Here is a 26,878-nt window from a genome sequence, read left to right as displayed (position 1 = left end):
AAAGGTACAATATGAGAAAAATTTTTATTTTACTTACACTTTGCTCATTTGCGTTTTCCACGCAATGTGAGGTTAAAATAAAGCAAATTCAAAAAGAAATAGCTTATGCTAAAAATTACAATCATCAAGAAAAAGCTTTGAGTCTAGAATTAGCCTTAAAAGAAGTTCAGGCAGATTGTGCAAAGGATCCTCTTTTTTATGATAAAAAATTAGAGGCTAAAAAACTTAAAGAGCAAGAGATAGAAAAGATCGAACAAGAGTTAAAAGAATTAAAAAAACAAAAAGATTATATGAGTAAAATAGAGTATAAAAATAAAAAACAAGCTTTAAAAGACAAAAAAGACAAAATCAAAAAAGATATTGAAGAATATATCAACAAACTCTAATTTAATTCCAAATTTGCCACCACTTTTTATTTTGCTGTTTTAATTTTTGCATTAAAATATTTTGACTTTTTAATGCAAACTCATTTTCTTCATCAAATTTTAATAATTCTTTAGTGCATTCTAAAGCTTGCTTGTATTCTTTTAGCTCTTCTAAACACTGAATTTTTCCCACCAAAGCATCAGTATTTTCTTTTGTTATCTTTAAGCAGTCTTCATAACATTGCAATGCTTCATGAAAATCACCTAAATTTCTTAAACACTCTGCCTTATAATAATGTGTCCAATTTTGACTTTCGTCTAAATTTAAAGCCATATTAAGATATTTTATAGCTTCTTTAAAATCTTGCGAATACACCTTAACTGCACCCATAAAATGATAACATTCATATGATTTTGGCTCAAGTTCGCTTGCTTTTTTTGCCGCTTCAAAACTTTCATCATATTTTCCTAAAAAGCTTAAAATTTGTGCTTTTTCTATCCAATATTCCCCAATATCATCAATTATTTTTAAGCATTCATTGATATCTTTTAAGGCTTCATTGTATTTTTCAAGATTTCTTTTACATTTTGCTCTATGAAAATATGATTCATCATCTTCTTCATTACTTAAAATCACACTATCATAACATTTTATAGCTTCTTCAAACATACAAAGATCTTCATAACAAAGTCCCTTATAATACCTTACTCCATTATGGTTTTTATCAATTTTTAAAGCCCTATTTAAATCTTCTATGGCCTCTTCTTCTAAACTTAAATTATATTTAGCAATTCCTCGCCAAAAATAAAGTTTAAGATTATTTTTATCCACCTTGAGTGCTGCATTGCAATAAGCTATTAATTCTTCATAAGATTCAAGCTCTTTTGCGCAATATGCTCTTTCAAATAATACATCTTTTAAATCAATATAATCTTTATATATTTTTATAAGCTCATTGTATTCATCCATAGCTTCTTGAAATCTTTCAAGCTTGCTTTTAATCCAAGCTCTTTGAGAAAATGAATTAACATAATCTTGAGTATTATTTTGCTTTTTATAATATTTAACAGCTAATTCGCTATCTTCTAAAGCTTCATCATATTTTTCAAGATCAGATTTTAAATAAGCCCTATTAAAAAACACATCAGGATATTCTTTTTGATATTTCAAGGCTTTTTCATAACTTATCAAAGCTTCATCATATTTGTCTATCTCATACAAGCTATTACCCAAATGATAAAAACCATAAGGAACTGCGTGTTCAAGCTCTGCTAATTCTGATGGAGTAAAATCATGCCTTCTTGCTCTTTCTTGATAATATTTAGCTGCTAAATCAAAATCCTCTATAGCCTCTTCAATCATTTTTAGATTGATTTTAGTATTACCTCTATTAATGTAAGCTTGGGCATATTCTTCATAAAGCTCAATTGTTTTATCATAATACTTCAAAGCTTGTTCATAATCTTTTAAATCATACAAAACTCTAGCTAATGCAAAACATGGATATTGTAAATTTTCATCTAAATTGATTGATTTTTTAAAAGCATCTATTGATAATTCTATCTTTTCTAAATCTTTATAAATATGTCCCAAAATCAAATATGCCATTGCATTTTCATTGTCTAGTTCAATGGATTTTAAACAATCTTGCAAAGCTCCTTCTAAATCATCAACTTTACGTTTATTATTAGCCCTTTTATAATATGCATCAGCAAAACTCTCATCTTGCTCAATCATCTTAGTAAAAAATTCTATAGCTTTTTGATAATCTTCCAAATTCTCACAAGCAACACCTTGATAATAAAAAATCTGCGAGGATTCAAATCCTAAATCTTGAGATTTTTTAAAATCAATCAAAGCTTGTTTTGGATCAACACTAAGCAAAGTAATGGCTCTAGTATAATAAGCCATATAATATTCTGGAGCCAAATCAATACAAGTTTGTAAATCTTTTAAAGCCTTTGTGTGCTCATCTAAAAGTATATAAACTCTAGCCCTATTAAAATATGCTAAATAATATGCATTATCTAGTGCTATAGTTTTATTAAAAGCCAAAAGTGCTTCTTGTAATAAATCTAATTTAAAATTACATAGACCCAAAAGATTAAACAAAAATACATTGTTAGGATCAAATTCTACAGCTATAGTTGCATCTTTAAGTGCTTCTTGAAATTTCAAACAATTAAATTTACAAAGCGCTCTATTATGGTAAGCTTCTAAAAGCAAACGATGCTTATCTCCATCATCTATGAAAATCATTTTACCATCTTGAGCAAGCGTAACTTCACCTTTGCAAAAAGCTATAAGTTCACTTAAAACCTCATCGCATTTTTCAAATTCTGAATTTTCGAAATATTCTTTGGCTAAATCTGACAACTCAGTGATTAGATTATCCAAATCTTAATCCTAGTTCTGATTTTCTTTATTTAGGCTTTTTAAAAATTCTTCTATATTATATTTTGCCCTATAAGTTTCACTCATTAAGTGAATCAAAATATCACCTAAATCAAGCACAGTCCATTCTTCGCTACTTTCTATATTTAAAAATTCTTCACCCTTACTTTTAAGATTAGTTTTTAAATCATCAATCAAAGAAAGCGCATGTCTTTCCCCCATAGTAGTAGCAATCACTACAAATTTAACAAAATAATCCTTATCTTGCATGTCAAAAGTTTCTATTAAATCAGCTTTTTTATCATCTAAAATCTGCACTATATTATTAATTCTTTCTTGCATTATTTTCCTTTTGTTAAATATTTTTAAATTTAGAATAATAAAGCTTAACTTCTTCTTTGATTTGCTCACAAACTTGTGATGTTTGCAAGGTTTGCCTTATAAAAGAAGAAGAAATATCTACTTTAGTATCTAAGGTTTTAAAATGTTTTGGTATAAAAATACCATCTCTTTTAGCTACAACAAATTCTACCAAATTTTGCAATCTTTCAAATTCATGCCATTTTTCAAGACTTTGTAAATGATCAGCTCCTAAAATAAGATAAAACTTAGAAATTTCATATTGCTTGTACAAAAAATCAACACTTTCTATACTAGGTACAGGTCTTTGTTTTTTTATTTCAAAATCACAAATTTCAACTTTTTCCAAACCTCCCCAAATCATCTCACACCATTTTAAGCGTTTTTGCTCATTTGCGGTGAATTCTTGCTTAAAGGGGCTAATAAAAGTTGGCATAATAATGAGTTTATCAAGCTCTAAATTTGCTAGCGCATTAAAGACTATAGCATTATGCCCTAAATGGGGTGGATCAAAACTGCCACCAAAAAGTGCGATTTTCATTAAAATTTAACCTTTTTTTAGTAGAATTTTACCTACTTAATCATAAAAAGGAAATGAAAATGGCTGTAAAAGTTGCAATAAATGGTTTTGGACGCATTGGAAGATGTGTTGCAAGAATTATCATGAAACGCGATGATATAGAACTTGTAGCGATTAATGATACTACTGATATAGAGCTTACTAAATATCTTTTTAAATATGACACCGTTCATGGGGTATACGATGGTAGTGTTGAAAATGATGGAGATGATTTAATAATTGATAATGAAAAGATAAAAGTTTTAAAAAGCAGAAATGTAGCGGATTTAGACTTTGCAAAATACGGCGCACAAATTGTTTTAGAATGCACTGGCGCACACTTAACTATAGAAAAATGCCAAGGATTTTTAGATCATGGAGTGCAAAAAGTTATCATGAGTGCGCCTGCAAAAGATAAAACTCCAACTTATGTTTTAGGGGTAAATGCTCACGAATATAAAGGCGAAAACATCATCTCAAATGCGAGTTGTACCACAAACTGCTTAGGGCCAATTTGTAGAGTTTTGCAAGATAATTTTGGCATAGAAAAAGGCTTAATGACCACTATTCACGCTTATACAAATGGACAAAGCATTATTGATGCAAAAGCAAGAGATAAAAGAAGATCGCGTGCTGCTGCACAAAATATCATTCCAACATCAACCGGAGCTGCAAAAGCTATGAAACTTGTTATGCCTGAACTTGATGGAAAATTACACGGACAAAGTATGCGTGTACCTGTAGCTGATGTATCAAGCGTGGATTTAACTGCAACTTTAAAGAAAAAAGTAAGTAAAGAAGAAATCAATGAAGCCTTTAGAAAAGCAGCTGCTAGCAATTTAAAAGGTATATTATTAGTGGATGATGAAGAAAGAGTTTCAAGTGATTTTATAACTTGCTCTTATGGCGCAATTGTAGCAAGTGATTTAACTCAAGTAATTTGTGATGATTTTGTTAAAGTGGTTGCTTGGTATGATAATGAATGGGGATATTCTTCTCGTTTAGTAGATATGGCAGTATTTGTAGCAAAGGCTTAAGATGAGTAGTATTTTATCAATTAAAGATATTGATCTTGCAAAGAAAAAAGTATTTATAAGATGTGATTTTAACGTTCCTCAAGATGAATTTTTAAATATCACCGATGATCGCCGTATCCGCTCGGCTATCCCTACTATAAGATATTGTTTAGACAATGGCTGTGCGGTTATTTTAGCTTCACATTTAGGGCGTCCCAAAGAAATAGCTTCAAAATACTCTTTAGAGCCAGTTGCAAAAAGACTTGCACGCTTAATGGCTAAAGATGTTATCATGGCTAAAGATGTTATAGGTGAAGATGCAAAGAAAAAAGCTAGCGAATTAAAATCAAGTGAAATTTTGCTTTTAGAAAATTTACGCTTTGAAAAGGGTGAAACTAAGAATGATGAAAATTTAGCCAAAGAACTTGCTTCTATGGCTGATGTTTATATTAATGATGCTTTTGGGGTTTGTCATAGGGCTCATGCTAGCGTTGAAGCCATTACAAAATACTTTGATAATACCCACAAAGGTGCAGGATTTTTACTCCAAAAAGAAATAGAATTTGCAAGCAATCTCATCAAACACCCTGCGCGTCCTTTTGTAGCTGTAGTAGGTGGTTCTAAAGTGAGTGGGAAATTACAAGCTTTGACTAACCTACTTCCAAAAGTAGATAAGCTTATCATAGGCGGAGGTATGGCTTTTACCTTTTTAAAAGCACAAGGTTATGATATAGGAAATTCACTTTTAGAAGAAGATTTAATTGAAGAAGCAAATAAAATCTTACTCAAAGGTAAAAATCTAGGTGTAAAAATTTACCTTCCTGTGGATGTTACAGCAGCGCAAACTTGCTCTCAAGAAGCGGTGATGAAATACACTCCTGTGCAAGAAATTCCTGCAGGTTGGATGGGGCTTGATATAGGGCCTGCTAGTGTAAGATTATTTAAAGAGGCACTTTCTGATGCGCAAACTATATGGTGGAATGGACCTATGGGAGTTTTTGAAATCGATAAATTCTCAAAAGGTAGTATTAAAATGAGCCATTATATAAGCGAATCTCACGCAACTACCGTGATAGGTGGTGGCGATACTGCTGATGTTGTAGCAAGAGCTGGTGATGCTGATGAGATGACTTTTATTTCAACTGGTGGTGGGGCTTCATTAGAGCTTATAGAAGGAAAAGAACTTCCTGGTGTAAAACCTTTGACCATAAAGGATAATGAATGATTTTTGCAGCAAATTTAAAGTGTAATCATACAAGATCAAGCTTTGAACTTTACGCTCAAAAATTAAACCAAAACTTAAGCAATGAAGATGAAATTTTCATCTTCCCACCAAGCATAGCTTTTTCTAGTTTAAAAGTAAATTTTCATCAAGGAGCACAAAATTTTTACCCTTGTGAAAATGGCGCATATACTGGAGAAATAGGTAAAATTCACTTAGAAGAATTTAATATCAAAAGCGTGCTAATAGGTCATTCTGAAAGACGAGCTTTAAATGAAGATGAAAGCTTTTTAAAGGCTAAATTTGATTTTGCAAAAAATCTTGATTTTAATATTATTTATTGTATAGGTGAAAGTTTAGAAACTAAAAATGCCAATAAAAGTTTAGATTTTTTAAAAAAACAAATTGAAAATATTGATTTATCTTATAAAAAACTCATTATAGCTTATGAGCCTATTTATTCTATAGGCACAGGAGCGAGTGCTAATTTTGATGATATTAACACTATACTTAATTTTTTAAGAGAATTTAGCAAAGCTAAGCTTTTATATGGTGGAAGTGTTAATCAAAGCAATATTAAAGAAATTTGTGCTTTAAAAAATTGCGATGGAGTATTGATAGGTTCAGCTGCATTAAATGCAAGCGATTTTTTAAATATGATACAAATAGCTAAAGGTTAAAAACATGTCTTTAGGTAATGAAGAATTAAAAAGCATATTAGAGAAAAAAATAGCGTTATTAGAAAACTCACAAAAAGAAGAAAAAAATATCTCATTAGAAGCTGTAAATTCTATCATTAAAATTTTAGGTTTGCCAAATGACTTTAGCCCTTTGGCGCATAGATATTTTCAACTTCACACCCCGCCTAGTCTTATATGGCTTCATTTGAGCGAATGTACAGGGTGTAGTGAGAGTTTGCTTAGAACTTCATTGCCTGATTTTTTGGATTTAATTTTTGATTTTATTTCTTTAGAATATCATGAAACCTTTATGAGTGCAAGCGGACATCAAGCAGAATCACATTTAGAGGAAGTTTTAGAAAAAAAAGATTTTCTTTTAGCTGTAGAAGGTGGGGTTTGTGCTATAGATCCTTTTTATCTAACCATAGGAGCGCATGGTGAAAATGGATATGAAATTTTACAAAAATGCGCTAAAAATGCCAAAACTATTTTTGCTATGGGGACTTGCTCAAGTTTTGGAGGAATTCAAGCTGCACATCCAAATCCTACTAAAAGTATAGGAATTTCTAAAGTCTTAGATGAAAAAATAATAAACATACCAGGTTGCCCACCAAGTGATGTAAATATCATCGCAGCACTTTGTTTTTATATATTATTTGAACAAGATATGGCTTTAGATGATCAAAATAGACCTTTAGCTCTTTATGGAAAATGTCTTCATGATTTATGTGAAAGAAAGGCTAAATTTGAGGCAGGAAATTTTGCTCAAAGCTTTGATGATGAAAAGATAAAAGAAGGTTATTGTCTTTTTAAAGTAGGCTGCAAAGGACCTTATGCTTATAATAATTGTCCTAAGGTTAAATTTAATTCTAAAACTTCTTGGCCAGTAGCTGCAGGACATGGATGCATTGCTTGTAGTGAAGAGAATTTTTGGGATGATTTTGGTTTTTATGAAAAACCTATGAGTAATGAATTTGCTTATAATGATTTTTCTATTATATTAGATGATAAAATAGTCTATAATAGCTCTATCAATGAGCTTAATTCAAATAATATTTTACTAGATTTAGAAAGTGATACTAGTGGGATTTTTTATCAAAATGACACAAAGATTAATTTTTTAGACTTTAGTTTTGAAGCTAATCCTAAAGTTTTCTTAAATAATTTTGCAAAAACCAAAATGGCTATGACTTTAGTGCAAAATTACCAAGAGCAATTTAAAACATATTATGATTTTATACAAGAAAATTACGATGATGAAAGCAAAACTAGCAACAATATCTTAGATTTATTTTATTTTATATATCCATTTATTAGTGGAAAAAAATTAAACCATTTAGATGAGTTTTTAGATCTTGCTCTAGCTTATAAGTTTAAACATCCTAGCAAATTTGATTTTAAAATCACAATTAATGAGCAAGCAAAATTTGATGTTTCTAAATCAATGCGTATGCCTTTAATTTATATTCTAGGCGGCTTAGATAAAGAAGGCATTGCTTTTGGCTTGATTTTTTCTTTAAAAGAGCATTTAAAACAAGCTCTAAAGGCATGCAAAAAGACACATAACAAAGAGCAAATTTTAGTATGTGCAAAAAACGAAAAATTATTAAAATTATTTTGGGATTTAACGAGCATTTAAAGACTTAATGCTAAAATATTCATCTCCCTAAATATTTGAAATTTGCAAAGTGCGAAAACTTTGCAAATTTATTCAAGATTTGGTTGTTTTGACGATATAACCTTATCTTTACTTGAAAGGAAAAGCTATGCAAATTTCTAGCTACAATTCTCAAAATTTTTCTATGGATATTAAAACGAAAAATGGCAACCATCTTTCTTTTTCTATGTATGATAAAAAAGAAGCAAAATTAGATAAAGATGGAAATTCAGCATCTTTGAGTTTAAGAAATCAATTTGGTTTTTCATTTTCATATAGTGGAACTAAACTTTCACAAGAAGAAATTGAAGAGATAAAAGAAGCAGTAGCCAAAGTACAACCTCAAATCGATGAATTTATGAAAAACTCAAGAGTTGGAACTTTAAAACCAAAAGAGCTCATTGCCACTGCAATGAAAATTGGCGATGCCTTGCCTGAACCAAAAAATGAAGAACATAAAAAAGCTACTTTACATGAGTTATTTAATACCATGGATAAGAGTTTAAATAAAGAAATGAATAAAACTGATCTTGAAGATATTAAAAAGCAAATTTTCCAAGATAGCACTAAATTACTAGAAGAAATTTGGGAGCAATATAACAAACAAAAAGAACAAAAAGAAGAGGATAATAAAGAATTTGGATTTTATGCTTAAAAAAAGGAAATAACATGGAAGTAAAAGATATTTTAAAAAGCATGCTAGAACTCCAGCAAAAACTAAATGATGATACTAATGGTATAGGATGGGAAAATGGCTATACAAAAGAAGGTAAATTGATTAGTTTTAGAAGATGTATTTATATGGAGTGTGCTGAGCTTATTGATTCTTTTGCTTGGAAACATTGGAAAAGCATACATACTCCTGCAAACTGGGACAATGTACGCATTGAAATAGTAGATATATGGCATTTTATTTTAAGTTTGATTTTAGAAGAATATAAAGAAAAACAAATAAATGATAAAAATTTCATAGCAGAAGAAGTTTCTTCTGTAACTTTTTTTGATGATTTTTGCAAAGAAACTTCTAATCCAAATGAAGCAGATATCTATGGAATTTTAAATGATATTGAGCTTATTATCCATAAATGTAGTGGTTTTGATTATGATTTAGGTGAACTCTTGAGTGCATATTTTATTTTAGCTAGAAAATGTGGTTTAAATTTCTTTGAGCTTTATAAAACCTATATTGGAAAAAATATATTAAATCAATTCAGACAAGAAAATGGCTACAAAGAAGGCACTTACAAAAAAATTTGGAATGGCACAGAAGATAACGAAGTTTTAAATCAAATTTTAAAAGAAACACTAGATTATAAAGAAATCTATCAAAAACTTCAGGATGCTTATAAGCAAACTAAATGAATATACTATACCTAAGCTTGCAGGATTTTCTTAGCAGGCCTTTTTTAAAATTCTCAACTTTGCCTTTTTTAATCAGCTTGGTTATTTTTGCCCTGCTAGTATATTATAGTTATGATATATTTTTTTCTTATATTGAAGATGTGGTTAGTGGCTCTTTTATGGCTTGGTTTTTTAGCTTTTCTATAGTGCAATTTTCACTTGCATTTTTAAGTGCTATAGGTGGATTTTTTATAGTAGTATTTGCCTCTGTATTTTTTACTATGTTTATAATTTCTTTTTTAACTCCTTATATAGTTAAAAAAATCAACCAAAAATACTACAACCATTCTATACAAAAAGAAGTAAATTCTTTAGAAATTTTACTTAAAACATTCAAATTTTTACTCATCTCATGCGTATTATTTGCAGTAGCCACTTTCTTATTGATTATACCTTTTGTTAGCATTGTGATTTATTATGGAGTATTTTATTATTTATTTCATAAACTTTTATTGCTAGATGTATTAAGTAATGTCTTAGATAAAAACAATTTTGATGATTTTTATAAAAATTCATCACCGTTGTATTTTAAAATTATCACTTTAGTCTTTTTTACTTTATCAAGCATACCTTTGCTTGGTTTATTTTTACAAGTGTTTTATGTGATTTTCTTAACACACTTAAGTTATCAAAAAATTTTAAAGCTTAAAGCCAATAACAATGGATGAAAGAATTAAAAAATTTATCCATTCACAAAAACTTTTAAATTTAAGTATGCTTGATGAGGATGGTGGAGTATATTGCGCAAGCTGTTATTATGCTTTTGATGATAAAAATTTAGCTTTAATTTTTGCTAGCGAAGAACATACCAAACATATTCAACTTACCTATAAATCCCCTAAAGTAGCAGTTAATATAGCGCTAGATACAGATATTATTAATCTCATTAAAGGAGTACAAATTAAAGCTCTTTTTCAAAAAGCCACCAAAGAGCAAGAAAGAATATATTATAAAAAATTTCCCTTTGCAAAACTTGCACAAGCTTGTATTTTTGCTTTAAATATACAATGGGCAAAATACACTGATAATAAAATTTTACTTTCTAAAAAATTAGAGTTTCAAAGATGTCTTTAAGACATCTTTATTCTAAGAAAAATGAGGTTTAATTTGCTCTAACCAAGCATCAATTCTACTTTCTGTTAAATCCTCATGATTATCATTATCTAATGCTAGTCCTACAAACTTATCACCTTCTACGGCTTCACTTGATTCAAAAGTATAACCACCTGTAGAAACAGCACCTACCAAATTTGCTCCTGCTGCTTTTAAGGCCTGAGCAAGTTTTCCCATAGCACTGCAATATGTATCTGAATAGCTTTCACTATCTCCCATACCAAAAACCGCAACAGTTTTACCACTAAGATTTAAAGCTGAAAAATCAAAACCATCCCAATCATCTTGGAAATCACCACTTCCCCAAGTAGAAGTTCCGCAAATTAATTTATCATAAGAATTAATTTTTTCTGCATTAATATCTGCGATATTTAATACATCTGAAATTCCTAATTTTTGAGCGATTATGTTTGCCGCACCTTCGGTATTACCCATTGAACTACCATAAATTACTGCTATTGACATTTAACATCTCCTTAAAATTTGATTATTAATAGTATAGGGAACTAATTTTAGCAAAGTTTTATTATTTTCGCATAAAAAATGTCTTATTTCTTCATGTTGAGTGAAATTTTTATTTCTTGGATACACAATATAAAATCTTTCAAAAGAATTATCTTTTATAAATTGCAAAGCAAGCTCTATATCTTTATCACTATCTTTACAAAATAAAGGCATGACTGCCATTTTTTCATTAATGATAATGATATTTTTATAAATCTTTACTTTGGATTTGGTATTACTTTTGCAAATTTTATCATACACAAAAGCCTCAAAAGCAACTTGCAAAGGTAAAGTAAAACTAGATGATAAGAACACATTTTGTATTAATTTAGCTAAAGCATATTTTGGCATCTTTGCTTCAAGTTGTATTTTATTTAAATTTCCTTCTTTATAAGCTTTGATGATTTTATGAGAATATGGACAAAATTGTTTTACTTTGCTAAATCTCAAAGTCCTCTTAATACTCATATTTTGAATTTTTAACTCAAAAATATTTCTTAAAGAGCTAGCTTTTTTTGCATAAATATAAGGTATTTTTAGATCATCTTCAACCAAAGAATTATATAAATTTAAAAAAATGTGATTAATACTTTTTTGTTCTAAATCTCTAAATATTTTAGGTATAAAATCCTCTTTTTCATTAAATCCAAACATATTAAGCCTTCTTTGCGCACTCATAGGTTTGATCAAGGCCAAAAACCTTACAATATTCACAATATACACAACTTACACTGCGTTTAGCACAAACCAAAGGTATATTGCGTTTTTTTGCCTCTGTCTTGATTTTTTTCATAGTATTATGATTTAAAAAACTAGTAAGCATAACTATACATTCAGTATTTTGTGGAATGGGTTTTCTATTTACCCTATTTTCATTTCTAGCATCCCAATGCTCTATGCTTTTTGCACCTAGGTTTGTCAAAACTGCTTTTATTGGGGTTATTTCATCCGCTCCGATAACCAAAACTGACATTGAGTTTTCCTTTTTATAAAAATGATAATTGTTATTATAATTTATAAAAAATAAATTTTTTCTGATACTCAATATCAATTTTTTAAATTATATATTATGGTTTTGTTCAAAGATATCTGTATGTAAAATTTCTTCTAAGATCACTGTGGCATATGAGCCTTTTTGTAAGAAAAATTCCAAAGTAAAATGTGCTTTTTCTTCATCATAAAAACATTTACAATCTTGCATATATGACCATAAAAATCTTCTTGAGCCTTGCATTTTAGTTTTATACTCATAAAAATTACTAAAAATTTCATCTTCTATTTTTCTAGCAAAAGTATCATTTTTACTCTCATATGCCCTTTCGCCAAGCAAAAGTCCCATAGCACTAATATCTTTTTGATTAAATCTTTCTACTTCATTTATTAAATCTTCACACAAAAAACATTTTCCAAAAGGATAATGCCCTAAAACTTCACCTTTTAAAAGTTTAAAAAACTGCTTTTGATTTTTCAAACTTTTGATTTCTTCTTTATCAAGAGCATAAATTTGGCTTATCTCTTTTTCGCTAAAATCATTAATAAAATGTGAAATTTCCACTCTTTTACTCAAGTATTTATTAAAAAGCTCACTTTGAAAAGCAGAGATTAAAAATTCTTGCATTTTTTTATTTTTTATATTTTTGCCCTTTAAAATTTCTAATCCTTGTGAAAAATTATCTTGAAATTTACCAAAACGCTGATATCCAAAATAATTTGCAAAACCTTGCTCTTGGATATTTTTAAAGGCTTGCTCTATCTTTAAAGCATCTACTTTTAAAACTTTTTTTAATCTTATAAAAAATGAATTTCCTTTTAAATGCCCTATTCTAAGCTTATTATCATGAACAAAACTTTCTAAAATTTTCATTTTTTCATGCTTGAAATTTTTTAAATTCTCTTCAAATTTTTTAGGCATTGAGATGTATTGAGTAGTTAAACCTTGCTTGTCTTTTAATCCACAATATCCAAAATCTCTCATTTTCACACCGCTTTGCTCACTTAAAATTCTCAAAGCCTCACTTGTACTAAGATCTTTTTTTTGTATATGTAAAATTAAATGCTCCCCCTTGCCACTAAATTCATACAAAGGTTTTTCTCTAACGACAAAATCATTGCTATTTTTTGAAAAATACACATTTATTGGACTATGTTTTAAAGCATAAAGTGGTTTAAAAATGATGTTCTTTTCCATAGTATTTATACCTTCCAATTTTAGTTTTTGCAAAAATATTTAATTTAATTTTGTGCTTTTTTGCCATATTTTGTACAAATGCTTTATGTTTTTTATCAAAAGCAAATAAAATTTCATATTCTTCTGCACTATTTAAGCTAAATTTATCTAATTTTTTAAAAAATTTAACACTTAGTTTGTTAAGATTTAACATTCTTGAAAGATCTTTATTTAGCCCATCTGAAATATCCATACTCACTCTAACTTTTTTTGCTATATCATAAAAAAATTTTTGTCTTAATTTAGGCTTTATAAAACGATGATTAGAGTGTAATTTTCCACCACGAAATAATATATTCAATCCTTTTAAACTCTCACCTAATTTTCCACTAAAAGCGAGTAAATCTCCTTTTTTCAAACCTTTTCTAAAAACGGCCCTTTTATTTACCTTAGAAATAATAGTTATACTAATATTAATTTTATTATCCGCTATGGTATCTCCACCTATAATTTGCACTCCAAATTCTTTTGCACTATCTAGCAAGCCTTTTTGCAAAGCTTTAACCTGCTTCATTTCTAAACATTTTGGCAAAGAAAGCCCTAAAAGAGCGTACTTTGGTGTAGCATTCATAACAATTGCATCAGAAATATTAACAAGCATAGCCTTTGCTCCAATTTGTTCTAAGCTCATCCAAGATCGTTTAAAATGCACATCTTCACAAAATAAATCTTTAGAATAACAATACTCATCTACAACAGCGCCATCATCGCCATTAATAGAATTTGTAAAAGCATTGATAATAAATTTTTCTTTATCCATGTGAATATTTTATACAAAAAGCTTTTAATTTTATATAATAATCAAATTTTTATAAGTTTAAAATGTATATAATGAAAAATAATACCAAGGACAAAATATGCAAATAACTTTAAGAATTTTTCGTTTTGATAAAGATAGTGATTATTTAGCTTATTATAAACCTTATGTTTATGATAGTAAAAATTTTAAAAGTGTTTATGATGTTTTAAGTCAAATTAAAAAAGATGATATATATTTTGATTTTGAAGAAAATCCAGAAAGTTGTATTAAAGTCAATCAAGTTACAATCAGACAAAGAAGAGATTTAAATAATATCATCGAAAGATTTGGTAAAGAACTTATCATAGAACCACTTGATACTAAAAGAGCAACCAAAGATTTAATCATGGACAAAAGTGATTTTTTAGAAAAACTCGAACTTTTTAAAGGGCTTATTGATATACACGATATAGAACTTTATAAACAATATGATTTTTTATATTATACGAGCGAAGTTAGGGAATTTTTACCTGAATATCTTGGCGATAGTTTTTTTGTATTTGCTTATAAAATGCTACTTAAATACCCAGAAAAAGCACCTCAATTTTTAAAATTAGTTGCAGATGAAGAAAAAGGAATTTATTATCACACAAAATTTAAAAATTTTATTTCATCAAACGAGCTTGATTATGAATCTTATATTAAAGAATTAAAAGTTATGCTTGTAAAATCAGGTCTTGCAAGAAGTATTTTTTAAGGAATGAATAATGTATAAAATCTACACCAATAGCAATAATGATTTATTTTGTTATTTTGATATTATCAAAGATGCTTTAGATAAAGTTGGAATTCAAAGCACATTATGCGAAAAGCCTTTGGGTAAAAATTATTTTATTATTGATTATGATCCAAAAGATATCTTAGATGAATATTCTAGAATGATGGATGAGGATAATATTTTAGCTTGCGAATACAGCTCTTATGAAATTATGAGTAAAATTGAAAAAATCCAATATGCTCCAAAGATTTTTTTAGATCATCTTAAACAAGAACGCATTAAGTATTTTTTTGAGCAATTTAATATAGGTGTATATCAGGGATTTTCAGATGCAAGCTGCTCTTTAGAGCTTGTCAAGATGCTTAAAGCAAATATAATAGATTTTGAAAGAAAATACAAAAGTTGCGGCTATAATTTTTTAAATTTAAACACCCAATTAGCATACAAATGTGCAGCTTCTGTTGTATTAGATGCTTATGATAATGGTTGTGATTTTTTAGTAGTTGAAAATTTTTATTCTTTTTATATGTTTGATAAATGCTATAAAGAATTACAGGCTATTTCAAATAGAAATTTTGAAGATTTTTATATTTTAACCTTTGCAGAGCTTGCAAATTTAGCTCTAGGTATAGTACCATACACTTTAAAAAAACACAAATTAAAAGTGAGTTTAGTCAATGAAAATCGCTCTTGAATGTAAGGATTTAATTTTAGAAAAAACTTTAGAAATCGCTTTGAAGGATTTTTTAGTTTTAAAAAAAGATTGTGATTTTTTAGTCTGTGATGAAAAAATCAACACGCAAAAACCACAATTTATCATCAATAAAAAATCAAATTTTTTATCTCATCCTTTTAATATAGAGGAATTACTTAATGCTCTAAATGATTTCAATGCAAGTTTGCAAAGTATTGCTTATAAAATAGCTATGCGTGAAAAAAAACTTATGAATCAAAAATGTGAAGCCATTTTAGAGCAACTACGTCAAGAAAGTCATGAAAAAATCGATGCGATATTTGATCTTTACAAAACAGAGTTAAAAAACCTCATCAAAGAAGAAAATAATAATGCATAAAACACAAGAATATCAAAGCGTAAAGGATTTTTTAAAAAATTACAAAGAAGATAAAAAAACAAGCTCAAAAAAACAAGCTCAAAAAATTTACACCACCATAGAGAGTGGAATCTATAAAGGTAAAAAAATTTTACTTCCTAGCTTAAATACCACAAGAAGCACCAAAAGTATAGTAAAATCTTGTGTTTTTAATGTTTTGCGTTTTTCTTTGCAGGATAAAATTTTCATAGAGGCCTTTGGAGGAAGTGCTTTAATGGCTTTAGAGGCAAGAAGTAACGGCTGCTTAAAAAGTTATGCCATAGAAAAAGATAAAAAAGCTTATGAAATCGCTTTAAAAAATGCTTCCAATATTGATCAAAGCACTATTTGCTTTAATGATGATACTTTTAAAAAAACCCCTCAAATTATTCAAAATTCTAAAGAAGATATTATTTTGTATCTTGATCCGCCCTTTGATATTAGAGAAGGTTTTTTTGATATTTATGAAAAGACTTTGAATTTGATAAAAAATTTACCAAATTCTAATGTAAAAATCATCATCATAGAACATCACAGCACTTTTAAAACTCCAATTAAAATTCAAAATTATGAAAAAACAAAAGAAAAGAAATTTGGCTCAACTAGCTTAAGTTTTTACACTCTTACATAAATTTGGAACTTTTTTTGCTTTAATTTATGAAAATAGCATAGATTAAAGGAAGAATCGATGAGAATATTTTTACTTTGCTTAGCATTAAGCTTAAGTGTTTTTGCAGCTACCATTAAAGAACTTACCAATGTAGTAGGCGTTAGAGATAACCAACTTATAGGATATGGTTTGGTTGTTGGATTAAATGGAAGTGGTGATGGAACAAGTAGTGAATTTACCCTACAATCAATCTCAAACATGCTTCAAGGTATGAATGTAAAAGTTAGCCCAGGTGATATAAAATCAAAAAATACAGCAGCAGTAATGGTTACAGCAAAACTTCCTGCTTTTGCAAGAAGTGGGGATAAACTTGATGTGAGTGTAGCTTCTTTAGGTGATGCAAAATCTTTACAAGGTGGAACCTTACTTATGACAGCCCTAAAAGGAGTTGATGGAGAAATTTATGCTGTGGCTCAAGGCTCTTTAGCTATAGGTGGACTTAGCCCAAGACCGGGTGCAGCAGGAACACACTCAACTTCAGCAAATGTTATTAATGGTGCGGTAGTAGAAAGAGAAATTCCACAAAATTTTAGTCAAAGCGAAGATTTGATTTTAAGCTTAAAAGAAGCAGATTTTAAAACAGCTAATAATATAGAAAGAGTTTTAAATACTATTTTTGATACAGATATAGCAAAAGCTTTAGATTCTAGAACTATAAAATTAACAAAACCTGAAGAATTTTCTCATGTTGAATTTATGGCAAGAGTTTTAGAACAAGATATAGCTTATACTCCAGAAAGTAAAGTAATTATTGATGAGAGAACTGGTACTATAGTAGCTGGAGTAAATATAGAAGTTGAACCTATATTAATCACTCATAAAGATATCACTATAAAAATCGATCCAAACAATACCGTAGCTTTAGGACAAAATGAAATCGATATGAAAGATGGTGGTATTTTAGATCCAGTATCTAATACTTTAAAAATCACAAACAATAAAACAACAGTAGCAAATATAGCAAGAATGCTAAATAAACTTGGAGCAGCACCAAATGATATCATAGCTATTATGCAAAATCTAAAAAGAGCTGGTGCGATTAGTGCTGAATTAGAGGTGATATAATGAAAGTTGATAATTATATAGCGAGTAAAAATTATAGTAGCAATCTTTATGAAAGTATCACTAAACACAATAATAGCTACAAAGCTGCTAAAAACTATGCTGATAGTGCTTTTAAAAATGATATCACTCATATTCAAGCACTAAGCGATGAAGATAAGGCTTTAAAAGAGCAAACTGACGCATTTGAAGCTTTTTTAATTAAAAGTGTTTTAGATATTTCTTTAAAACAAGAAAATTCTTTATTTGGAAAAGATGCAAGTGATGAAATTTATTCATCTATGTATAATGATACTATGAGTAAGGCTTTAAGCGGGGGGTTAGGTTTTTCAAAATTATTATTTGATTATTTAAAAGAAAGGGGTTAAGTTATTTTTTTAAGTGCCGATATAGTTCTTAGAGTTTTTTAATAGAACTGGAGGCTTAAAATGATAAACCCTATACATCAAAGTTATGTAGCTCAGGTTGCTACTAATGATATAAATAAAACAGAAAACAAAGAAAACAACAAGGCAAAAGAAACTCAAAAGGCAGAAGAAAGTAAAGCATCTTTAATTGCTTCACAAATTAAAAATGGCGAGTATAAAATCAATCTACAAGCCACTTCTAAAGCAATAGCAGATTCTTTATTATAATTTTTATCCTTTTTTGGGTTGGCGCCTAAGAAAGGATAAAAAATGGTTAAACAATATTTAAATGAAACAAATTCTATTTTAGAAAAACTCATCAATCTTACTTTAGAAGATATAGCACAAATTCAAGCAGCTAATCATAAACATGTAAGTAAAAGTGTTGAAGATAAAACTAAGCTTGTAAATGACTTCCAAATTGCTAAAAAAAATCTTGACAAGGCTTTAGTAGAACTTAGTAATCAAGGAAACAATAAAGGCTTGGATGAGCTTTTAGATGATGAGGATAAAGAAAAACTTGCTCTTTTAAAGCAAAATTTAAACACCTTACACCAAAAAAATAAAGAATATGCCAAGTTAGCTCTTATTATTAAAAATTTTTATGACAATCTTTTAAATGCAATGTTTGAGCAAAATGGAACAAATAATGCTTATGGTGATAAAAAAACAATTCCGGATTCATTATTTAAGATTAATGTTTAAAGGCTAACTCATGGGAATTTTTGATAGTTTATATACAGGAGTTAGCGGTATAAAAGCCGCTGAAATTCAAATTAATACAACAGGTAATAATATCTCTAATGCAAATGCAGTGTTTTATACAAGACAAAGAGCTGTGCAAAGTTCTGGTATGTCTATTGATAGAGGTGGCTTACACTTAGGAACAGGCACGCAAATTGACACCATAAAAAGATTGCACGATGAACACTCTTATTATGAGTTAAAAAATGCTACTACTCAGCAAAATTATACAAATTATTTAGGACAAATTTTACAAGAAGCAAGTCAAAGATTTCCTGATATGCAAGGAACTGGTATTTTACAAGATTATAAAAATTATTATGATGCATGGAATAATTTTGCTTCCAATCCAAGTGATGGAGCAAGCAAAATAGATCTTGTTAATAGCGCAAATGTATTAGCGCAAAATATACAAAAAACTCTACAAGACCTTGACAAGATGCAGCAAACTGTTAATGAACAAATCAGACAAACTGTGGATGAGATTAATAATATTGGGCAAGAAATTGCAAATATCAACAAACAACTTGAGAATGAAGAGGTATTACCAACTGATAATGCTAATCAATTAAGAGATAGAAGAGATGAGCTTGAGCTTAGACTTTCAAAATTAGTTGATGCAGTAGCTTGGAAAGGAAAAAGCTCTCAAGATAGTACTTTAGAATCCACCATGACTGATTCTGGAAGATATTATGATTTAAGTATTCAAGGTTTTAGTATAGTCAATGGTTCTAGTTTTCATCCTTTAAAATTAGATGATAATAATCAAAATGGTTTTTATCAAATTTATTATGAAGTAAATGATGAAAACCGCTATGATTTAACTAGTAAAATTTCAGGTGGACAACTTGGTGCTCAGCTTGATCTTAGAGGTAGAAATTATGATGGCAATCATGATACTTATAGTGATGGAATATTGCAAGAATATAAAGATATGCTAAATACTTTTACAAAAACCCTCATCACTCAAACTAACAATGTCTATGCTCAAGCAGCAACTGAAAAAGTAAATTCAGATGATTTAAAAGGGTTAAAACCTGACACTTCATTGATGAGTTATGATAGAAATATTCAGGCAGGAAGTTTTGATCTTACAGTATATAACGAAAAAGGTGATCCGGTTGCTACAAGAACTATAAAAATTGATGTTAATACCACTATAGAAGATATTATCAAACAAATCAATGCAGATATAGATGATAACCATGATGGAAAACCTGGTAATGATTTAAATGATTATTTTAAAGCCTTTTATCATTATGATGGACAAAGTGATAGTGGAAATTTCCAAATCAATGGCTTAAAAAAGGGTTATAAAATATCTTTTAAGGACAAAGGTACAAATTTCCCTGGAGCTTTAAATGTTTCATCATTTTTTAATGGTCAAGATGCAAGTAGTATTAATGTAAATTCAAGTATTAGAAATGATCCAAATACTCTTAAAGCAAGCTCAAATGGAGTTGATGGAAACAACGATATTGCTAATGCTATGTTACAACTTCAAAATCAAAAGGTGAATTTTTACAATAAAGATGGTACGGTAGATAGTTTAACATTAGATGGGTATTATAGAAAATTTACAGGTAAAATTGCATCAAATGCAGAAAGTAATAGTTTTGCACATGCTACCAATATGACAGTATTTAACACAGCTTATGCAGAATATCAATCAAAAAGTGGTGTAAACACTAATGAAGAATTAGCAGCACTTATACAATATCAAGCAAGTTATGGAGCTGCAGCTAAGATAGTTACAACCGTAGATCAAATGATTGAAACTCTACTTGGTTTAAAATCTTAATGCAAATTAAAGCTCTTTTAGATGAGGCTATTTTAAGTAAAAATACTCAAGAAGAGCTTTTCTCTCATCCTGATCCTTTACAAATTGCAAGTGTTTATAAAGATGAAACCATAGCTTTAATTTGTGCTCTATTTGCCTATGGGAATGCTAAAAATATTGTAAATTTTTTAAAAAAACTTGATTTTTCTTTGCTTGAAAAAAATGATGAGATTATTAAAAAAGAATGCAAAGATCTAAAATACCGCTTTCAAAACTCCCATGACATAGCTCAAATTTTTATCACACTTAAACGCTTAAAAAATGAAGATAGTATAGAAAATATTTTTACCAAAACTTATCAAAAAGAGCAAAACATCACACATGCAATAAAAGCTTTCATAGAAACAATTTATAAACTTAATCCTTATAAAAGCCATGGTTATGAATTTTTCTTTTCAAAAGAATTTAAAACTCCAAAAAGTCCTTTAAAAAGGTACAATATGTATCTTAGGTGGATGGTAAGAAATGATGAGCTTGATTTGGGTTTGTTTAAAAATATCGATAAAAAAGATTTACTCATACCCTTAGATACTCATACTCATAAAGTTTCATTAAAACTTAAGCTTTTAAAGCGTAAGATTTATGATTTTAAAAGTGTTTTAGAGCTTACTCGAAGTCTTAAAAAATTTGATCCACAAGATCCTATAAAATATGATTTTGCTCTATATAGAATCGGACAAAACAAGGAAAGCTTATGGAGCTTGAATTAACTTATTATGTGATTTTATTTTTTGTTGCTGCTTTTGCAGGCTGTGTTGATGCGATTGTAGGTGGTGGTGGACTTATTACTATACCTGCTTTGTTTGCTTGTGGAATCCCTCCTCATTTAGCCCTAGCTACCAATAAACTTCAAAGCACTTTTGGCTCACTTACTGCGGTTTTATCTTATAGAAAACATATGAATATAGAAAAAATTGCTTTAGGTATTTTATTTACCGCAATTGGAGCTGTTATTGGTACTTATGCAGTTTTACTAATAGATCAAAATGCTGTTAAAATCATTGTGCTAATATGCCTAGCTTTAGTTTTTCTTTATACTATTTTTAAGCCTAATTTAGGAAATGTTCATAATGAAGCGAAAATGAGCACTACAAGCTTTCAAATCACTTTTGGTTTATTGCTTGGCTTTTATGATGGCTTTTTAGGGCCTGGAACTGGGTCTTTTTGGATTTTTGCTTGTGTGATATTTCTTGGTTTTAGTATGAAAAATGCAAGCATTAATACTAAAATCTTAAATTTCACTAGCAATGTAGTGGCTTTAGGGGTATTTTTATACTCTTATGAAGTACTTTGGAAAGTTGGTGTTTTAATGGGTATAGGCCAAGTTTTAGGCGCCTTTGTAGGCTCAAAACTAGTCTTAAAAACACAGGGAACTTTTATCAAAAAACTTTTTTTAACCATGGTTGCTTTAACTATAGCTAAGGTTGCTTATGATTATCTTGCTTAAATTCCTTGACTAATTTGCCACATAGGTAAAAATACACCCAAGGCTAAAACTAAAATCAAACTCGCCATAAAAATTGTCATCAAAGGTTCTAAAACACTTAAAAGTCTTTGAGTATAATTTTCTTTTTTGTGCTCATAAAATAAAGCAAGCTCATAAGTACTCTCATCTAGTTTAGAACTTTTTAAAGCTAATTTTAACATTCTTATCACAAAAGGCTCAAAAAGCTTTATTTTGAAAAAAGCTTGATCTAAATCAAGTCCTGATTCAAATGAAGTCTTTATAATAAACATTTTATTTTTAAAAAATTGATTTTCTATACCTTCGCAAGCAAGATCAAAAGCTCTTTTTATATCCACACCTGCTTTCAGTAAATATGAAAAAATCAAGAAAAAACAAAATTTATCTTGATAAAATATTATCTTTCCAAAAATGGGAGAATAAAAAAGAATTTTATGAAAAAACAAAGACTTTCTAAAAGAGTAAGCAAGCATTATAAAAATTCCCATACCTAATAAAATAAATACATAAAAATGTTTAAAAAAATCTCCTAAAACAAAAAGAATTTGAGTGATTTTTGGCAAATCTAATTCAAGTTGCAAAAATAAAGTTTTAAACTCAGGCAAAACCAAAATCATCAGTACAAAAAAAGCTAAAATAATACATGAAAAAACAAAAAGTGGATAAGTTATAGATTTTTTAAACTGCTTAAAACTATGAAGGTTTTTCTCTTTTAAATTAATGATAATCTCAAAAGCCTTATATAAATCCTCCTTACCATCACAAATTTTTAAAACAGCGCATTCTCTAGAGTTTAAAACACCTCTAAAAGCTTCATTATAAGAACTTCCATTTTTGAGTTTATTATAAATCACACTAAATATTTTAGCTACGTGCGCATCATGATTTGATCTTGTAAATTCTAAAATAGCCTCTTGTAAGCTTAATCCTGCTTTTAAAACCATACTTAGATCTTTAAGGATAAAAATAAGCTCTTCTTCTTTAATTTTATGTTTTGTTGTTCTAAAGTATTCTTCAACACTAATAATATTTTCAAATGATTTTTGTGCAAGATTTCTGGCTTCATATAGACTTTTGGCTTTAATTACACATTGCTTTTGCTCTTTGTTTAAAGCATAAAAAATAATAAATTTTTTCAAAAACCAATCTTTCTTAGCTCATCTATGCTTGTCAAACCCAGTTTTGCCTTTTCTAAAGCATCAGTGCCTAAAGTCAAAAAGCCCTTTTTCAAGGCGTATGTTAAAATATTTTCATAATTTGCATTATTTTCTATCATACTTTTTAAATTACGGTCCAAAAATAAAAACTCAGCCACCATTAAACGCCCTTTATATCCACTATACATACACTTAGCACAACCCTTTGCTTTATAAAATTTTCCTTCAAAAACTTGATTTTGAAAATGAAATTTTTCATCGCTAGCTTCTTTACATTCGCATAATTTTCTTACCAAGCGTTGAGCTATAATCAAATTAAGTGCATAAGCTATTAAATATTCTTTTGCACCCATGTGCTTCATTCTAAAAATAGCTTCTATAGCACCATTAGTATGCAGGGTGCTTAAAACTAAATGTCCACTTAAAGAAGCTTTTAAAACTATATCCAAACTCTCCTCATCTCTGATTTCACCCACCATAATCACATCAGGATCTTGCCTCAAAACCGCTCTTAAAGCTTTGTGAAAATCAAAACCGGTTTTAGAATTTAACAAAATTTGCTGAGCATGTTTAAGTTTATATTCTATAGGATCTTCTAGAGTAATGATTTTTTTATTTTGATCAAGCTCGTTTAAAATAGCATGCATAAAAGTGCTTTTACCACTCCCTGTTGGCCCACAAAATAAAATCAAACCATAAGGTGCATTCATATCTTTTTTCAAACGGAATAAATTTTCTTCTTTAATAAAAAGTCTATCAAGTTTTAAAACATGCTCATCTTGTTTTAAAATCCTAAGTACCACACTTTGCCCAAATAACAAAGGCATAATTGAAATTCTAAAGTCATACTTTTGCTCTAAAATAATCTTGGAAAAACTTCCATCTTGAGCTTGTCTTTGTTCGGCTACATTAAGTAGGGTGATGATTTTTATATGCATTAATAAAGCCTGATAAGAACTCACATCAAGGCTATGGATATATTTTAATTCTCCATCTATTCTAAATCTTATCAAAACTTCATTTTCCAAAGGCTCTAAATGAATATCACTTGCTCTTAAAAAGCAAGCATAAGTTAAAATTAAATTCAAAAACTGCTCTAATAAAAGCTCATCTTTATTTTCATCACTTTTTAAATTAAGTTTTAATTTATCAAGATAGTTTTGAAAGCAAATTAAAAATTTAATCCTTTCTAGTAAGAATTTAAATTGTATAAAATCACAAAGAAAAATTTTAATCGTCTTTAAGCGGTATAAATTTTGTATTTTTTCTAAAATACTCTCATCTAAAGGTTTTAAAGAAGCTATATGAATATTTTCATCATCTTCATAAAAACAAAAAATATTATATTGTTCTATTAGAGAAAAAGGCAAAACATGGAGATATTTTTCTATTTTAAGAGTTTGGTTTAAGTCTAAAATTTCTAATTTATATTCTAAAGCCAATTCTTGCAAAGGAAGTTTATTTAAAACTTTTATTTCTTTTGCGTCATTCAAAATAATTTCCTAAAAGTTTTTCATACTCTTCTTTAGCTCTTAAAGCATCTTCATGCTTTCCAAGTTTTAATTTAGCATTGATAAAAACTAGCCATGCTTCTTTTTCTAATAATTCAAATTCATTTGCCTCAATAGCCCAAAAAACGGCCTTTTGATAATCTTTTATTTGATAAAAATATTTAGCTAAATTTAAAGCATTTTCATAGTTTGGCTGATTGATAAATTTTTCATAGAATACATTTTGCTCAAAATCTTCATTTTGAATATTTATTGCATTTAAAAAAGACAAACAAATCAAAAAATTAAAACATATCATCTTCATGTTCAAAACCTAATTCTTTCAAACTTAATACTTTTTTATCAGCTCTTATTAAACTTGGCTTGATGATAAAAACTATTTCACTAATATCTTCTAAATTTTGCTTTCCTTGAAACAAGGCACCAAAAAGTGGTATTTTAGATAAAGCACTTACTTCATTATGATTACTAATCGTATTTTTGCTAATCAATCCACCCAAAATTAAAGTTTGCCCATCATCCACTTCAACTACAGTAGAAAGCTTTTTTTGTATAGTATCTGGTGCTATATTTCTTGGTTTATTTTGTCTATGATTATCAACACTATATTTAAAATCACTCAAACTAGGATTAATCCTAAGCATGATTTTATGATCATCTGAAATTTCTGGCAAAATATTTAGTAAAATTCCTACAAAAATAGAATAATTATTATAAGTTTCACTAATGGTCGTACCATTTTCAGTACCCTTAGAGCTTTCTTTTACTTGATAATTAATCGTATCACCTATGGAAATAATAGCTTGCTGATTATTAAGTGCCATGAGTTTTGGGTTAGAAAGTACAGTGGTTTTGCCATTTTCTTGTAATAAATTTAAAATTGCCTTAGTTTCAACATTAGCTTTAAGATTAATATTTTTAACACCACCTTTATTGATTATAAAATCATTATCATCTCCATTAAGTTTAAAAGCAAGCTCTTGCCAGTTAATCCCACTTGAATGGCTTTTATTTAAATGTACTGCAACTATACTTACATCAATTAAAACTTGCTTTTTAAGTCTTTTATTTAAGTCTTTTAGATATTTTTCAACTCTTGCAAGCTCATACAAGGTAGCATTTAAAGTAATAATTCCCGCATTGGTATTAATAATGGGCTTAGTAGTATTTTCATCAAGTAAAGCTTGAATTTCTTCTGCAATTTTCTCCCAAAAATCAAATTTATCTGTACTAATGACTAAATTATCTGCTTCTTTAGCACTATCATAATCACCCTGTTTAGGTCTTGAATCCACTGAAGCTTTAGTAATGCTTTGCCCTTCTCTAATAGAGCTTATATAATGAACTTTAAAAGTTTTAACTTGTCTTCCATAAATTTTTAAAATATTTTTTTCATACTCATAAGCAAGATTATTTTCCATCAATAAAAGTTTAAAAATTTCTCTTAAAGACATTTTTCTTATGTGTAAATAATTTTGAGTATGATTTAACTTTTCTCTAGCTAATGAATCTTTTATTATAATACTAAATCCACATTCTCTACCAAGTTCATTTAAAATTTCAATCAAAGAAGTTTTATTTTCTACGCTTATATCAAAAAAGCGCTGATGACACTGCGAAGCAAAAATATTTGTAAAACTTAAAATACTAATGAATAAAAATATTATTTTTTTCATACAATTTTAAAACCATGACTTTTTCTTCCTTTATCAATATAACTTGAGAATTTTTAATCTCAACAATCTTAAAACCTTCAATATCATCATTCAAAACATACCATTTATCATTAATCTTAACTTTATTAGAAACGATAGCTTGCAAGGAAAAATCAGATTTTATATTTGTAGTTTTTTGAAAAAAAGGATCTTGAATCAAGGAAAAATCAACATCATTGCAACTTTGATTCAAAAATGGA

Annotated in this window: 33 protein-coding genes; 20 read left to right on the top strand and 13 right to left on the bottom strand. The window is 28.6% G+C overall.

Annotation, left to right across the window (positions count from 1 at the left end; genetic code table 11):
* Positions 1–11 precede the first annotated feature (11 nt).
* A complete protein-coding gene (locus CLLT_RS02130) occupies positions 12–386 on the top strand; it encodes a DUF1090 family protein (RefSeq protein WP_012661162.1) in 375 nt (124 codons plus the stop codon).
* A 1-nt stretch (position 387) separates the two neighbouring features.
* Here the strand turns inward: CLLT_RS02130 and CLLT_RS02125 are convergent, their stop codons facing one another.
* The 3 genes from CLLT_RS02125 to nadD are packed head-to-tail and all read right to left on the bottom strand — an operon-like array spanning position 388 to position 3,661.
* Entirely contained in the window at positions 388–2,763 is a 2,376-nt protein-coding gene (locus CLLT_RS02125) for a tetratricopeptide repeat protein (RefSeq protein ID WP_074692584.1), read from the bottom strand.
* A gap of 9 nt (positions 2,764–2,772) precedes the next feature.
* Positions 2,773–3,102 carry a ribosome silencing factor gene (rsfS, locus tag CLLT_RS02120; protein WP_012661160.1) on the bottom strand — a complete coding sequence of 110 codons (330 nt, stop codon included), beginning with the start codon at positions 3,100–3,102 and terminating at the stop codon, positions 2,773–2,775.
* Positions 3,103–3,115: 13 nt separating this feature from the next.
* Positions 3,116–3,661, bottom strand: a complete 546-nt coding sequence (nadD, locus tag CLLT_RS02115; RefSeq protein WP_012661159.1) for a nicotinate (nicotinamide) nucleotide adenylyltransferase — start codon at positions 3,659–3,661, stop codon at positions 3,116–3,118.
* Between the two features lie 59 nt (positions 3,662–3,720).
* Here nadD and gap point away from each other — a divergent pair, with 59 nt between their 5' ends.
* The 8 genes from gap to CLLT_RS02075 all read left to right on the top strand — a co-directional run bounded on the left by gap (position 3,721) and on the right by CLLT_RS02075 (position 10,729).
* Complete coding sequence (gene gap / locus CLLT_RS02110) at positions 3,721–4,716, top strand: type I glyceraldehyde-3-phosphate dehydrogenase (RefSeq protein WP_074692586.1); 996 nt, start codon at positions 3,721–3,723, stop codon at positions 4,714–4,716.
* A 1-nt stretch (position 4,717) separates the two neighbouring features.
* The gene (locus tag CLLT_RS02105; RefSeq protein ID WP_074692587.1) at positions 4,718–5,920 is read left to right on the top strand and encodes a phosphoglycerate kinase; all 1,203 of its coding nucleotides are present in this window, start codon (positions 4,718–4,720) and stop codon (positions 5,918–5,920) included.
* The gene (locus CLLT_RS02100) at positions 5,917–6,597 is read left to right on the top strand and encodes a triose-phosphate isomerase (RefSeq protein WP_074692589.1); all 681 of its coding nucleotides are present in this window, start codon (positions 5,917–5,919) and stop codon (positions 6,595–6,597) included. Before CLLT_RS02105 ends, CLLT_RS02100 begins: the two co-directional genes overlap by 4 nt.
* Positions 6,598–6,601: 4 nt before the next feature.
* On the top strand, positions 6,602–8,236 hold the full coding sequence (locus CLLT_RS02095; RefSeq protein WP_074692590.1) for a hydrogenase small subunit: 1,635 nt from the start codon (positions 6,602–6,604) through the stop codon (positions 8,234–8,236).
* Positions 8,237–8,363: 127 nt separating this feature from the next.
* Positions 8,364–8,909 carry a hypothetical protein gene (locus tag CLLT_RS02090; protein WP_012661154.1) on the top strand — a complete coding sequence of 182 codons (546 nt, stop codon included), beginning with the start codon at positions 8,364–8,366 and terminating at the stop codon, positions 8,907–8,909.
* Between the two features lie 14 nt (positions 8,910–8,923).
* The gene (gene dut / locus CLLT_RS02085; RefSeq protein WP_074692592.1) at positions 8,924–9,616 is read left to right on the top strand and encodes a dUTPase; all 693 of its coding nucleotides are present in this window, start codon (positions 8,924–8,926) and stop codon (positions 9,614–9,616) included.
* Positions 9,613–10,323 carry an EI24 domain-containing protein gene (locus CLLT_RS02080; RefSeq protein WP_012661152.1) on the top strand — a complete coding sequence of 237 codons (711 nt, stop codon included), beginning with the start codon at positions 9,613–9,615 and terminating at the stop codon, positions 10,321–10,323. The genes dut and CLLT_RS02080 overlap by 4 nt, the downstream gene beginning before the upstream one ends.
* A complete protein-coding gene (locus CLLT_RS02075) occupies positions 10,316–10,729 on the top strand; it encodes a pyridoxamine 5'-phosphate oxidase family protein (RefSeq protein ID WP_012661151.1) in 414 nt (137 codons plus the stop codon). Before CLLT_RS02080 ends, CLLT_RS02075 begins: the two co-directional genes overlap by 8 nt.
* Before the next feature lie 12 nt (positions 10,730–10,741).
* Here CLLT_RS02075 and fldA read toward each other — a convergent pair whose 3' ends face one another.
* From fldA to CLLT_RS02050, 5 genes are all read right to left on the bottom strand, one after another.
* Positions 10,742–11,233 (bottom strand): flavodoxin FldA, encoded by a 492-nt coding sequence (gene fldA / locus CLLT_RS02070; RefSeq protein WP_012661150.1) that lies wholly within the window; start codon positions 11,231–11,233, stop codon positions 10,742–10,744.
* Positions 11,234–11,926 (bottom strand): hypothetical protein, encoded by a 693-nt coding sequence (locus CLLT_RS02065; RefSeq protein WP_012661149.1) that lies wholly within the window; start codon positions 11,924–11,926, stop codon positions 11,234–11,236. It lies immediately after the preceding gene.
* A gap of 1 nt (position 11,927) precedes the next feature.
* Positions 11,928–12,245, bottom strand: a complete 318-nt coding sequence (locus CLLT_RS02060) for a DUF2325 domain-containing protein (protein WP_012661148.1) — start codon at positions 12,243–12,245, stop codon at positions 11,928–11,930.
* A gap of 87 nt (positions 12,246–12,332) precedes the next feature.
* Positions 12,333–13,469: a tRNA pseudouridine(13) synthase TruD gene (gene truD, locus CLLT_RS02055; protein ID WP_081352031.1), complete on the bottom strand. Its 1,137-nt coding sequence runs from the start codon at positions 13,467–13,469 to the stop codon at positions 12,333–12,335.
* The gene (locus tag CLLT_RS02050) at positions 13,438–14,259 is read right to left on the bottom strand and encodes a thiamine-phosphate kinase (protein WP_012661146.1); all 822 of its coding nucleotides are present in this window, start codon (positions 14,257–14,259) and stop codon (positions 13,438–13,440) included. Before CLLT_RS02050 ends, truD begins: the two co-directional genes overlap by 32 nt.
* Positions 14,260–14,356: 97 nt before the next feature.
* On the opposite strand from CLLT_RS02050, the gene CLLT_RS02045 reads away from it, so the two are divergent.
* The 11 genes from CLLT_RS02045 to CLLT_RS01995 are packed head-to-tail and all read left to right on the top strand — an operon-like array spanning position 14,357 to position 22,277.
* A complete protein-coding gene (locus CLLT_RS02045) occupies positions 14,357–14,995 on the top strand; it encodes a DUF5644 domain-containing protein (protein ID WP_012661145.1) in 639 nt (212 codons plus the stop codon).
* A 10-nt stretch (positions 14,996–15,005) separates the two neighbouring features.
* Positions 15,006–15,710: an HdrB C-terminal domain-containing protein gene (locus tag CLLT_RS02040; RefSeq protein WP_012661144.1), complete on the top strand. Its 705-nt coding sequence runs from the start codon at positions 15,006–15,008 to the stop codon at positions 15,708–15,710.
* Entirely contained in the window at positions 15,694–16,089 is a 396-nt protein-coding gene (locus tag CLLT_RS02035) for a hypothetical protein (protein ID WP_012661143.1), read from the top strand. Before CLLT_RS02040 ends, CLLT_RS02035 begins: the two co-directional genes overlap by 17 nt.
* Positions 16,082–16,738: an RsmD family RNA methyltransferase gene (locus CLLT_RS02030; RefSeq protein ID WP_074692593.1), complete on the top strand. Its 657-nt coding sequence runs from the start codon at positions 16,082–16,084 to the stop codon at positions 16,736–16,738. Before CLLT_RS02035 ends, CLLT_RS02030 begins: the two co-directional genes overlap by 8 nt.
* A 57-nt stretch (positions 16,739–16,795) precedes the next feature.
* Complete coding sequence (locus tag CLLT_RS02025; protein ID WP_012661141.1) at positions 16,796–17,842, top strand: flagellar basal body P-ring protein FlgI; 1,047 nt, start codon at positions 16,796–16,798, stop codon at positions 17,840–17,842.
* Complete coding sequence (locus tag CLLT_RS02020; protein ID WP_074692595.1) at positions 17,842–18,207, top strand: rod-binding protein; 366 nt, start codon at positions 17,842–17,844, stop codon at positions 18,205–18,207. The genes CLLT_RS02025 and CLLT_RS02020 overlap by 1 nt, the downstream gene beginning before the upstream one ends.
* Positions 18,208–18,267: 60 nt before the next feature.
* Complete coding sequence (locus tag CLLT_RS02015) at positions 18,268–18,474, top strand: hypothetical protein (RefSeq protein ID WP_012661139.1); 207 nt, start codon at positions 18,268–18,270, stop codon at positions 18,472–18,474.
* A 42-nt stretch (positions 18,475–18,516) separates the two neighbouring features.
* On the top strand, positions 18,517–18,951 hold the full coding sequence (locus CLLT_RS02010) for a flagellar protein FlgN (protein ID WP_074692596.1): 435 nt from the start codon (positions 18,517–18,519) through the stop codon (positions 18,949–18,951).
* A gap of 10 nt (positions 18,952–18,961) precedes the next feature.
* Positions 18,962–20,791: a flagellar hook-associated protein FlgK gene (flgK, locus tag CLLT_RS02005; RefSeq protein ID WP_012661137.1), complete on the top strand. Its 1,830-nt coding sequence runs from the start codon at positions 18,962–18,964 to the stop codon at positions 20,789–20,791.
* The gene (locus CLLT_RS02000) at positions 20,791–21,540 is read left to right on the top strand and encodes a TIGR02757 family protein (protein ID WP_074692598.1); all 750 of its coding nucleotides are present in this window, start codon (positions 20,791–20,793) and stop codon (positions 21,538–21,540) included. The genes flgK and CLLT_RS02000 overlap by 1 nt, the downstream gene beginning before the upstream one ends.
* Complete coding sequence (locus tag CLLT_RS01995; RefSeq protein WP_074692600.1) at positions 21,525–22,277, top strand: TSUP family transporter; 753 nt, start codon at positions 21,525–21,527, stop codon at positions 22,275–22,277. Before CLLT_RS02000 ends, CLLT_RS01995 begins: the two co-directional genes overlap by 16 nt.
* On the opposite strand, the gene CLLT_RS01990 is transcribed toward CLLT_RS01995, so the two are convergent.
* Genes CLLT_RS01990 through CLLT_RS01970 form a run of 5 tightly spaced genes read right to left on the bottom strand, consistent with a single transcriptional unit; the run spans position 22,274 to position 26,871 of the window.
* On the bottom strand, positions 22,274–23,434 hold the full coding sequence (locus CLLT_RS01990) for a type II secretion system F family protein (protein ID WP_074692601.1): 1,161 nt from the start codon (positions 23,432–23,434) through the stop codon (positions 22,274–22,276). The genes CLLT_RS01995 and CLLT_RS01990 overlap by 4 nt on opposite strands.
* The gene (locus tag CLLT_RS01985) at positions 23,431–24,945 is read right to left on the bottom strand and encodes a GspE/PulE family protein (RefSeq protein WP_074692603.1); all 1,515 of its coding nucleotides are present in this window, start codon (positions 24,943–24,945) and stop codon (positions 23,431–23,433) included. The genes CLLT_RS01990 and CLLT_RS01985 overlap by 4 nt, the downstream gene beginning before the upstream one ends.
* On the bottom strand, positions 24,938–25,267 hold the full coding sequence (locus CLLT_RS01980; protein WP_012661132.1) for a hypothetical protein: 330 nt from the start codon (positions 25,265–25,267) through the stop codon (positions 24,938–24,940). The genes CLLT_RS01985 and CLLT_RS01980 overlap by 8 nt, the downstream gene beginning before the upstream one ends.
* Positions 25,248–26,639: a pilus (MSHA type) biogenesis protein MshL gene (gene mshL, locus CLLT_RS01975; protein ID WP_074692605.1), complete on the bottom strand. Its 1,392-nt coding sequence runs from the start codon at positions 26,637–26,639 to the stop codon at positions 25,248–25,250. Before mshL ends, CLLT_RS01980 begins: the two co-directional genes overlap by 20 nt.
* Complete coding sequence (locus tag CLLT_RS01970; RefSeq protein ID WP_143297314.1) at positions 26,611–26,871, bottom strand: hypothetical protein; 261 nt, start codon at positions 26,869–26,871, stop codon at positions 26,611–26,613. The genes mshL and CLLT_RS01970 overlap by 29 nt, the downstream gene beginning before the upstream one ends.
* Positions 26,872–26,878: the final 7 nt, after the last annotated feature.

The sequence above is a fragment of the Campylobacter lari subsp. lari genome (assembly GCF_013372185.1).
GTDB lineage: Bacteria > Campylobacterota > Campylobacteria > Campylobacterales > Campylobacteraceae > Campylobacter_D > Campylobacter_D lari.
This window is presented reverse-complemented; position numbering and strand designations above follow the sequence as displayed.

Excerpts from the sequence above, each read along its gene's own strand:
- CLLT_RS01995 (WP_074692600.1), top strand. The coding sequence starts at position 21,525 with ATGGAGCTTGAATTAACTTATTATGTGATTTTATTTTTTGTTGCTGCT.
- CLLT_RS02130 (WP_012661162.1), top strand. The coding sequence starts at position 12 with ATGAGAAAAATTTTTATTTTACTTACACTTTGCTCATTTGCGTTTTCC.
- CLLT_RS02065 (WP_012661149.1), bottom strand. The coding sequence starts at position 11,926 with ATGTTTGGATTTAATGAAAAAGAGGATTTTATACCTAAAATATTTAGA.
- CLLT_RS02060 (WP_012661148.1), bottom strand. The coding sequence starts at position 12,245 with ATGTCAGTTTTGGTTATCGGAGCGGATGAAATAACCCCAATAAAAGCA.
- rsfS (WP_012661160.1), bottom strand. The coding sequence starts at position 3,102 with ATGCAAGAAAGAATTAATAATATAGTGCAGATTTTAGATGATAAAAAA.
- CLLT_RS02015 (WP_012661139.1), top strand. The coding sequence starts at position 18,268 with ATGATAAACCCTATACATCAAAGTTATGTAGCTCAGGTTGCTACTAAT.
- CLLT_RS02050 (WP_012661146.1), bottom strand. The coding sequence starts at position 14,259 with ATGGATAAAGAAAAATTTATTATCAATGCTTTTACAAATTCTATTAAT.
- CLLT_RS01980 (WP_012661132.1), bottom strand. The coding sequence starts at position 25,267 with ATGAAGATGATATGTTTTAATTTTTTGATTTGTTTGTCTTTTTTAAAT.
- CLLT_RS02075 (WP_012661151.1), top strand. The coding sequence starts at position 10,316 with ATGGATGAAAGAATTAAAAAATTTATCCATTCACAAAAACTTTTAAAT.
- nadD (WP_012661159.1), bottom strand. The coding sequence starts at position 3,661 with ATGAAAATCGCACTTTTTGGTGGCAGTTTTGATCCACCCCATTTAGGG.
- mshL (WP_074692605.1), bottom strand. The coding sequence starts at position 26,639 with ATGAAAAAAATAATATTTTTATTCATTAGTATTTTAAGTTTTACAAAT.
- CLLT_RS02035 (WP_012661143.1), top strand. The coding sequence starts at position 15,694 with ATGAAAATCGCTCTTGAATGTAAGGATTTAATTTTAGAAAAAACTTTA.
- CLLT_RS02025 (WP_012661141.1), top strand. The coding sequence starts at position 16,796 with ATGAGAATATTTTTACTTTGCTTAGCATTAAGCTTAAGTGTTTTTGCA.
- flgK (WP_012661137.1), top strand. The coding sequence starts at position 18,962 with ATGGGAATTTTTGATAGTTTATATACAGGAGTTAGCGGTATAAAAGCC.
- gap (WP_074692586.1), top strand. The coding sequence starts at position 3,721 with ATGGCTGTAAAAGTTGCAATAAATGGTTTTGGACGCATTGGAAGATGT.
- fldA (WP_012661150.1), bottom strand. The coding sequence starts at position 11,233 with ATGTCAATAGCAGTAATTTATGGTAGTTCAATGGGTAATACCGAAGGT.
- CLLT_RS02010 (WP_074692596.1), top strand. The coding sequence starts at position 18,517 with ATGGTTAAACAATATTTAAATGAAACAAATTCTATTTTAGAAAAACTC.
- CLLT_RS02095 (WP_074692590.1), top strand. The coding sequence starts at position 6,602 with ATGTCTTTAGGTAATGAAGAATTAAAAAGCATATTAGAGAAAAAAATA.
- CLLT_RS02000 (WP_074692598.1), top strand. The coding sequence starts at position 20,791 with ATGCAAATTAAAGCTCTTTTAGATGAGGCTATTTTAAGTAAAAATACT.
- CLLT_RS02090 (WP_012661154.1), top strand. The coding sequence starts at position 8,364 with ATGCAAATTTCTAGCTACAATTCTCAAAATTTTTCTATGGATATTAAA.
- CLLT_RS02100 (WP_074692589.1), top strand. The coding sequence starts at position 5,917 with ATGATTTTTGCAGCAAATTTAAAGTGTAATCATACAAGATCAAGCTTT.
- CLLT_RS02105 (WP_074692587.1), top strand. The coding sequence starts at position 4,718 with ATGAGTAGTATTTTATCAATTAAAGATATTGATCTTGCAAAGAAAAAA.
- CLLT_RS02040 (WP_012661144.1), top strand. The coding sequence starts at position 15,006 with ATGTATAAAATCTACACCAATAGCAATAATGATTTATTTTGTTATTTT.
- CLLT_RS02080 (WP_012661152.1), top strand. The coding sequence starts at position 9,613 with ATGAATATACTATACCTAAGCTTGCAGGATTTTCTTAGCAGGCCTTTT.
- CLLT_RS02030 (WP_074692593.1), top strand. The coding sequence starts at position 16,082 with ATGCATAAAACACAAGAATATCAAAGCGTAAAGGATTTTTTAAAAAAT.
- CLLT_RS02045 (WP_012661145.1), top strand. The coding sequence starts at position 14,357 with ATGCAAATAACTTTAAGAATTTTTCGTTTTGATAAAGATAGTGATTAT.
- dut (WP_074692592.1), top strand. The coding sequence starts at position 8,924 with ATGGAAGTAAAAGATATTTTAAAAAGCATGCTAGAACTCCAGCAAAAA.
- CLLT_RS02020 (WP_074692595.1), top strand. The coding sequence starts at position 17,842 with ATGAAAGTTGATAATTATATAGCGAGTAAAAATTATAGTAGCAATCTT.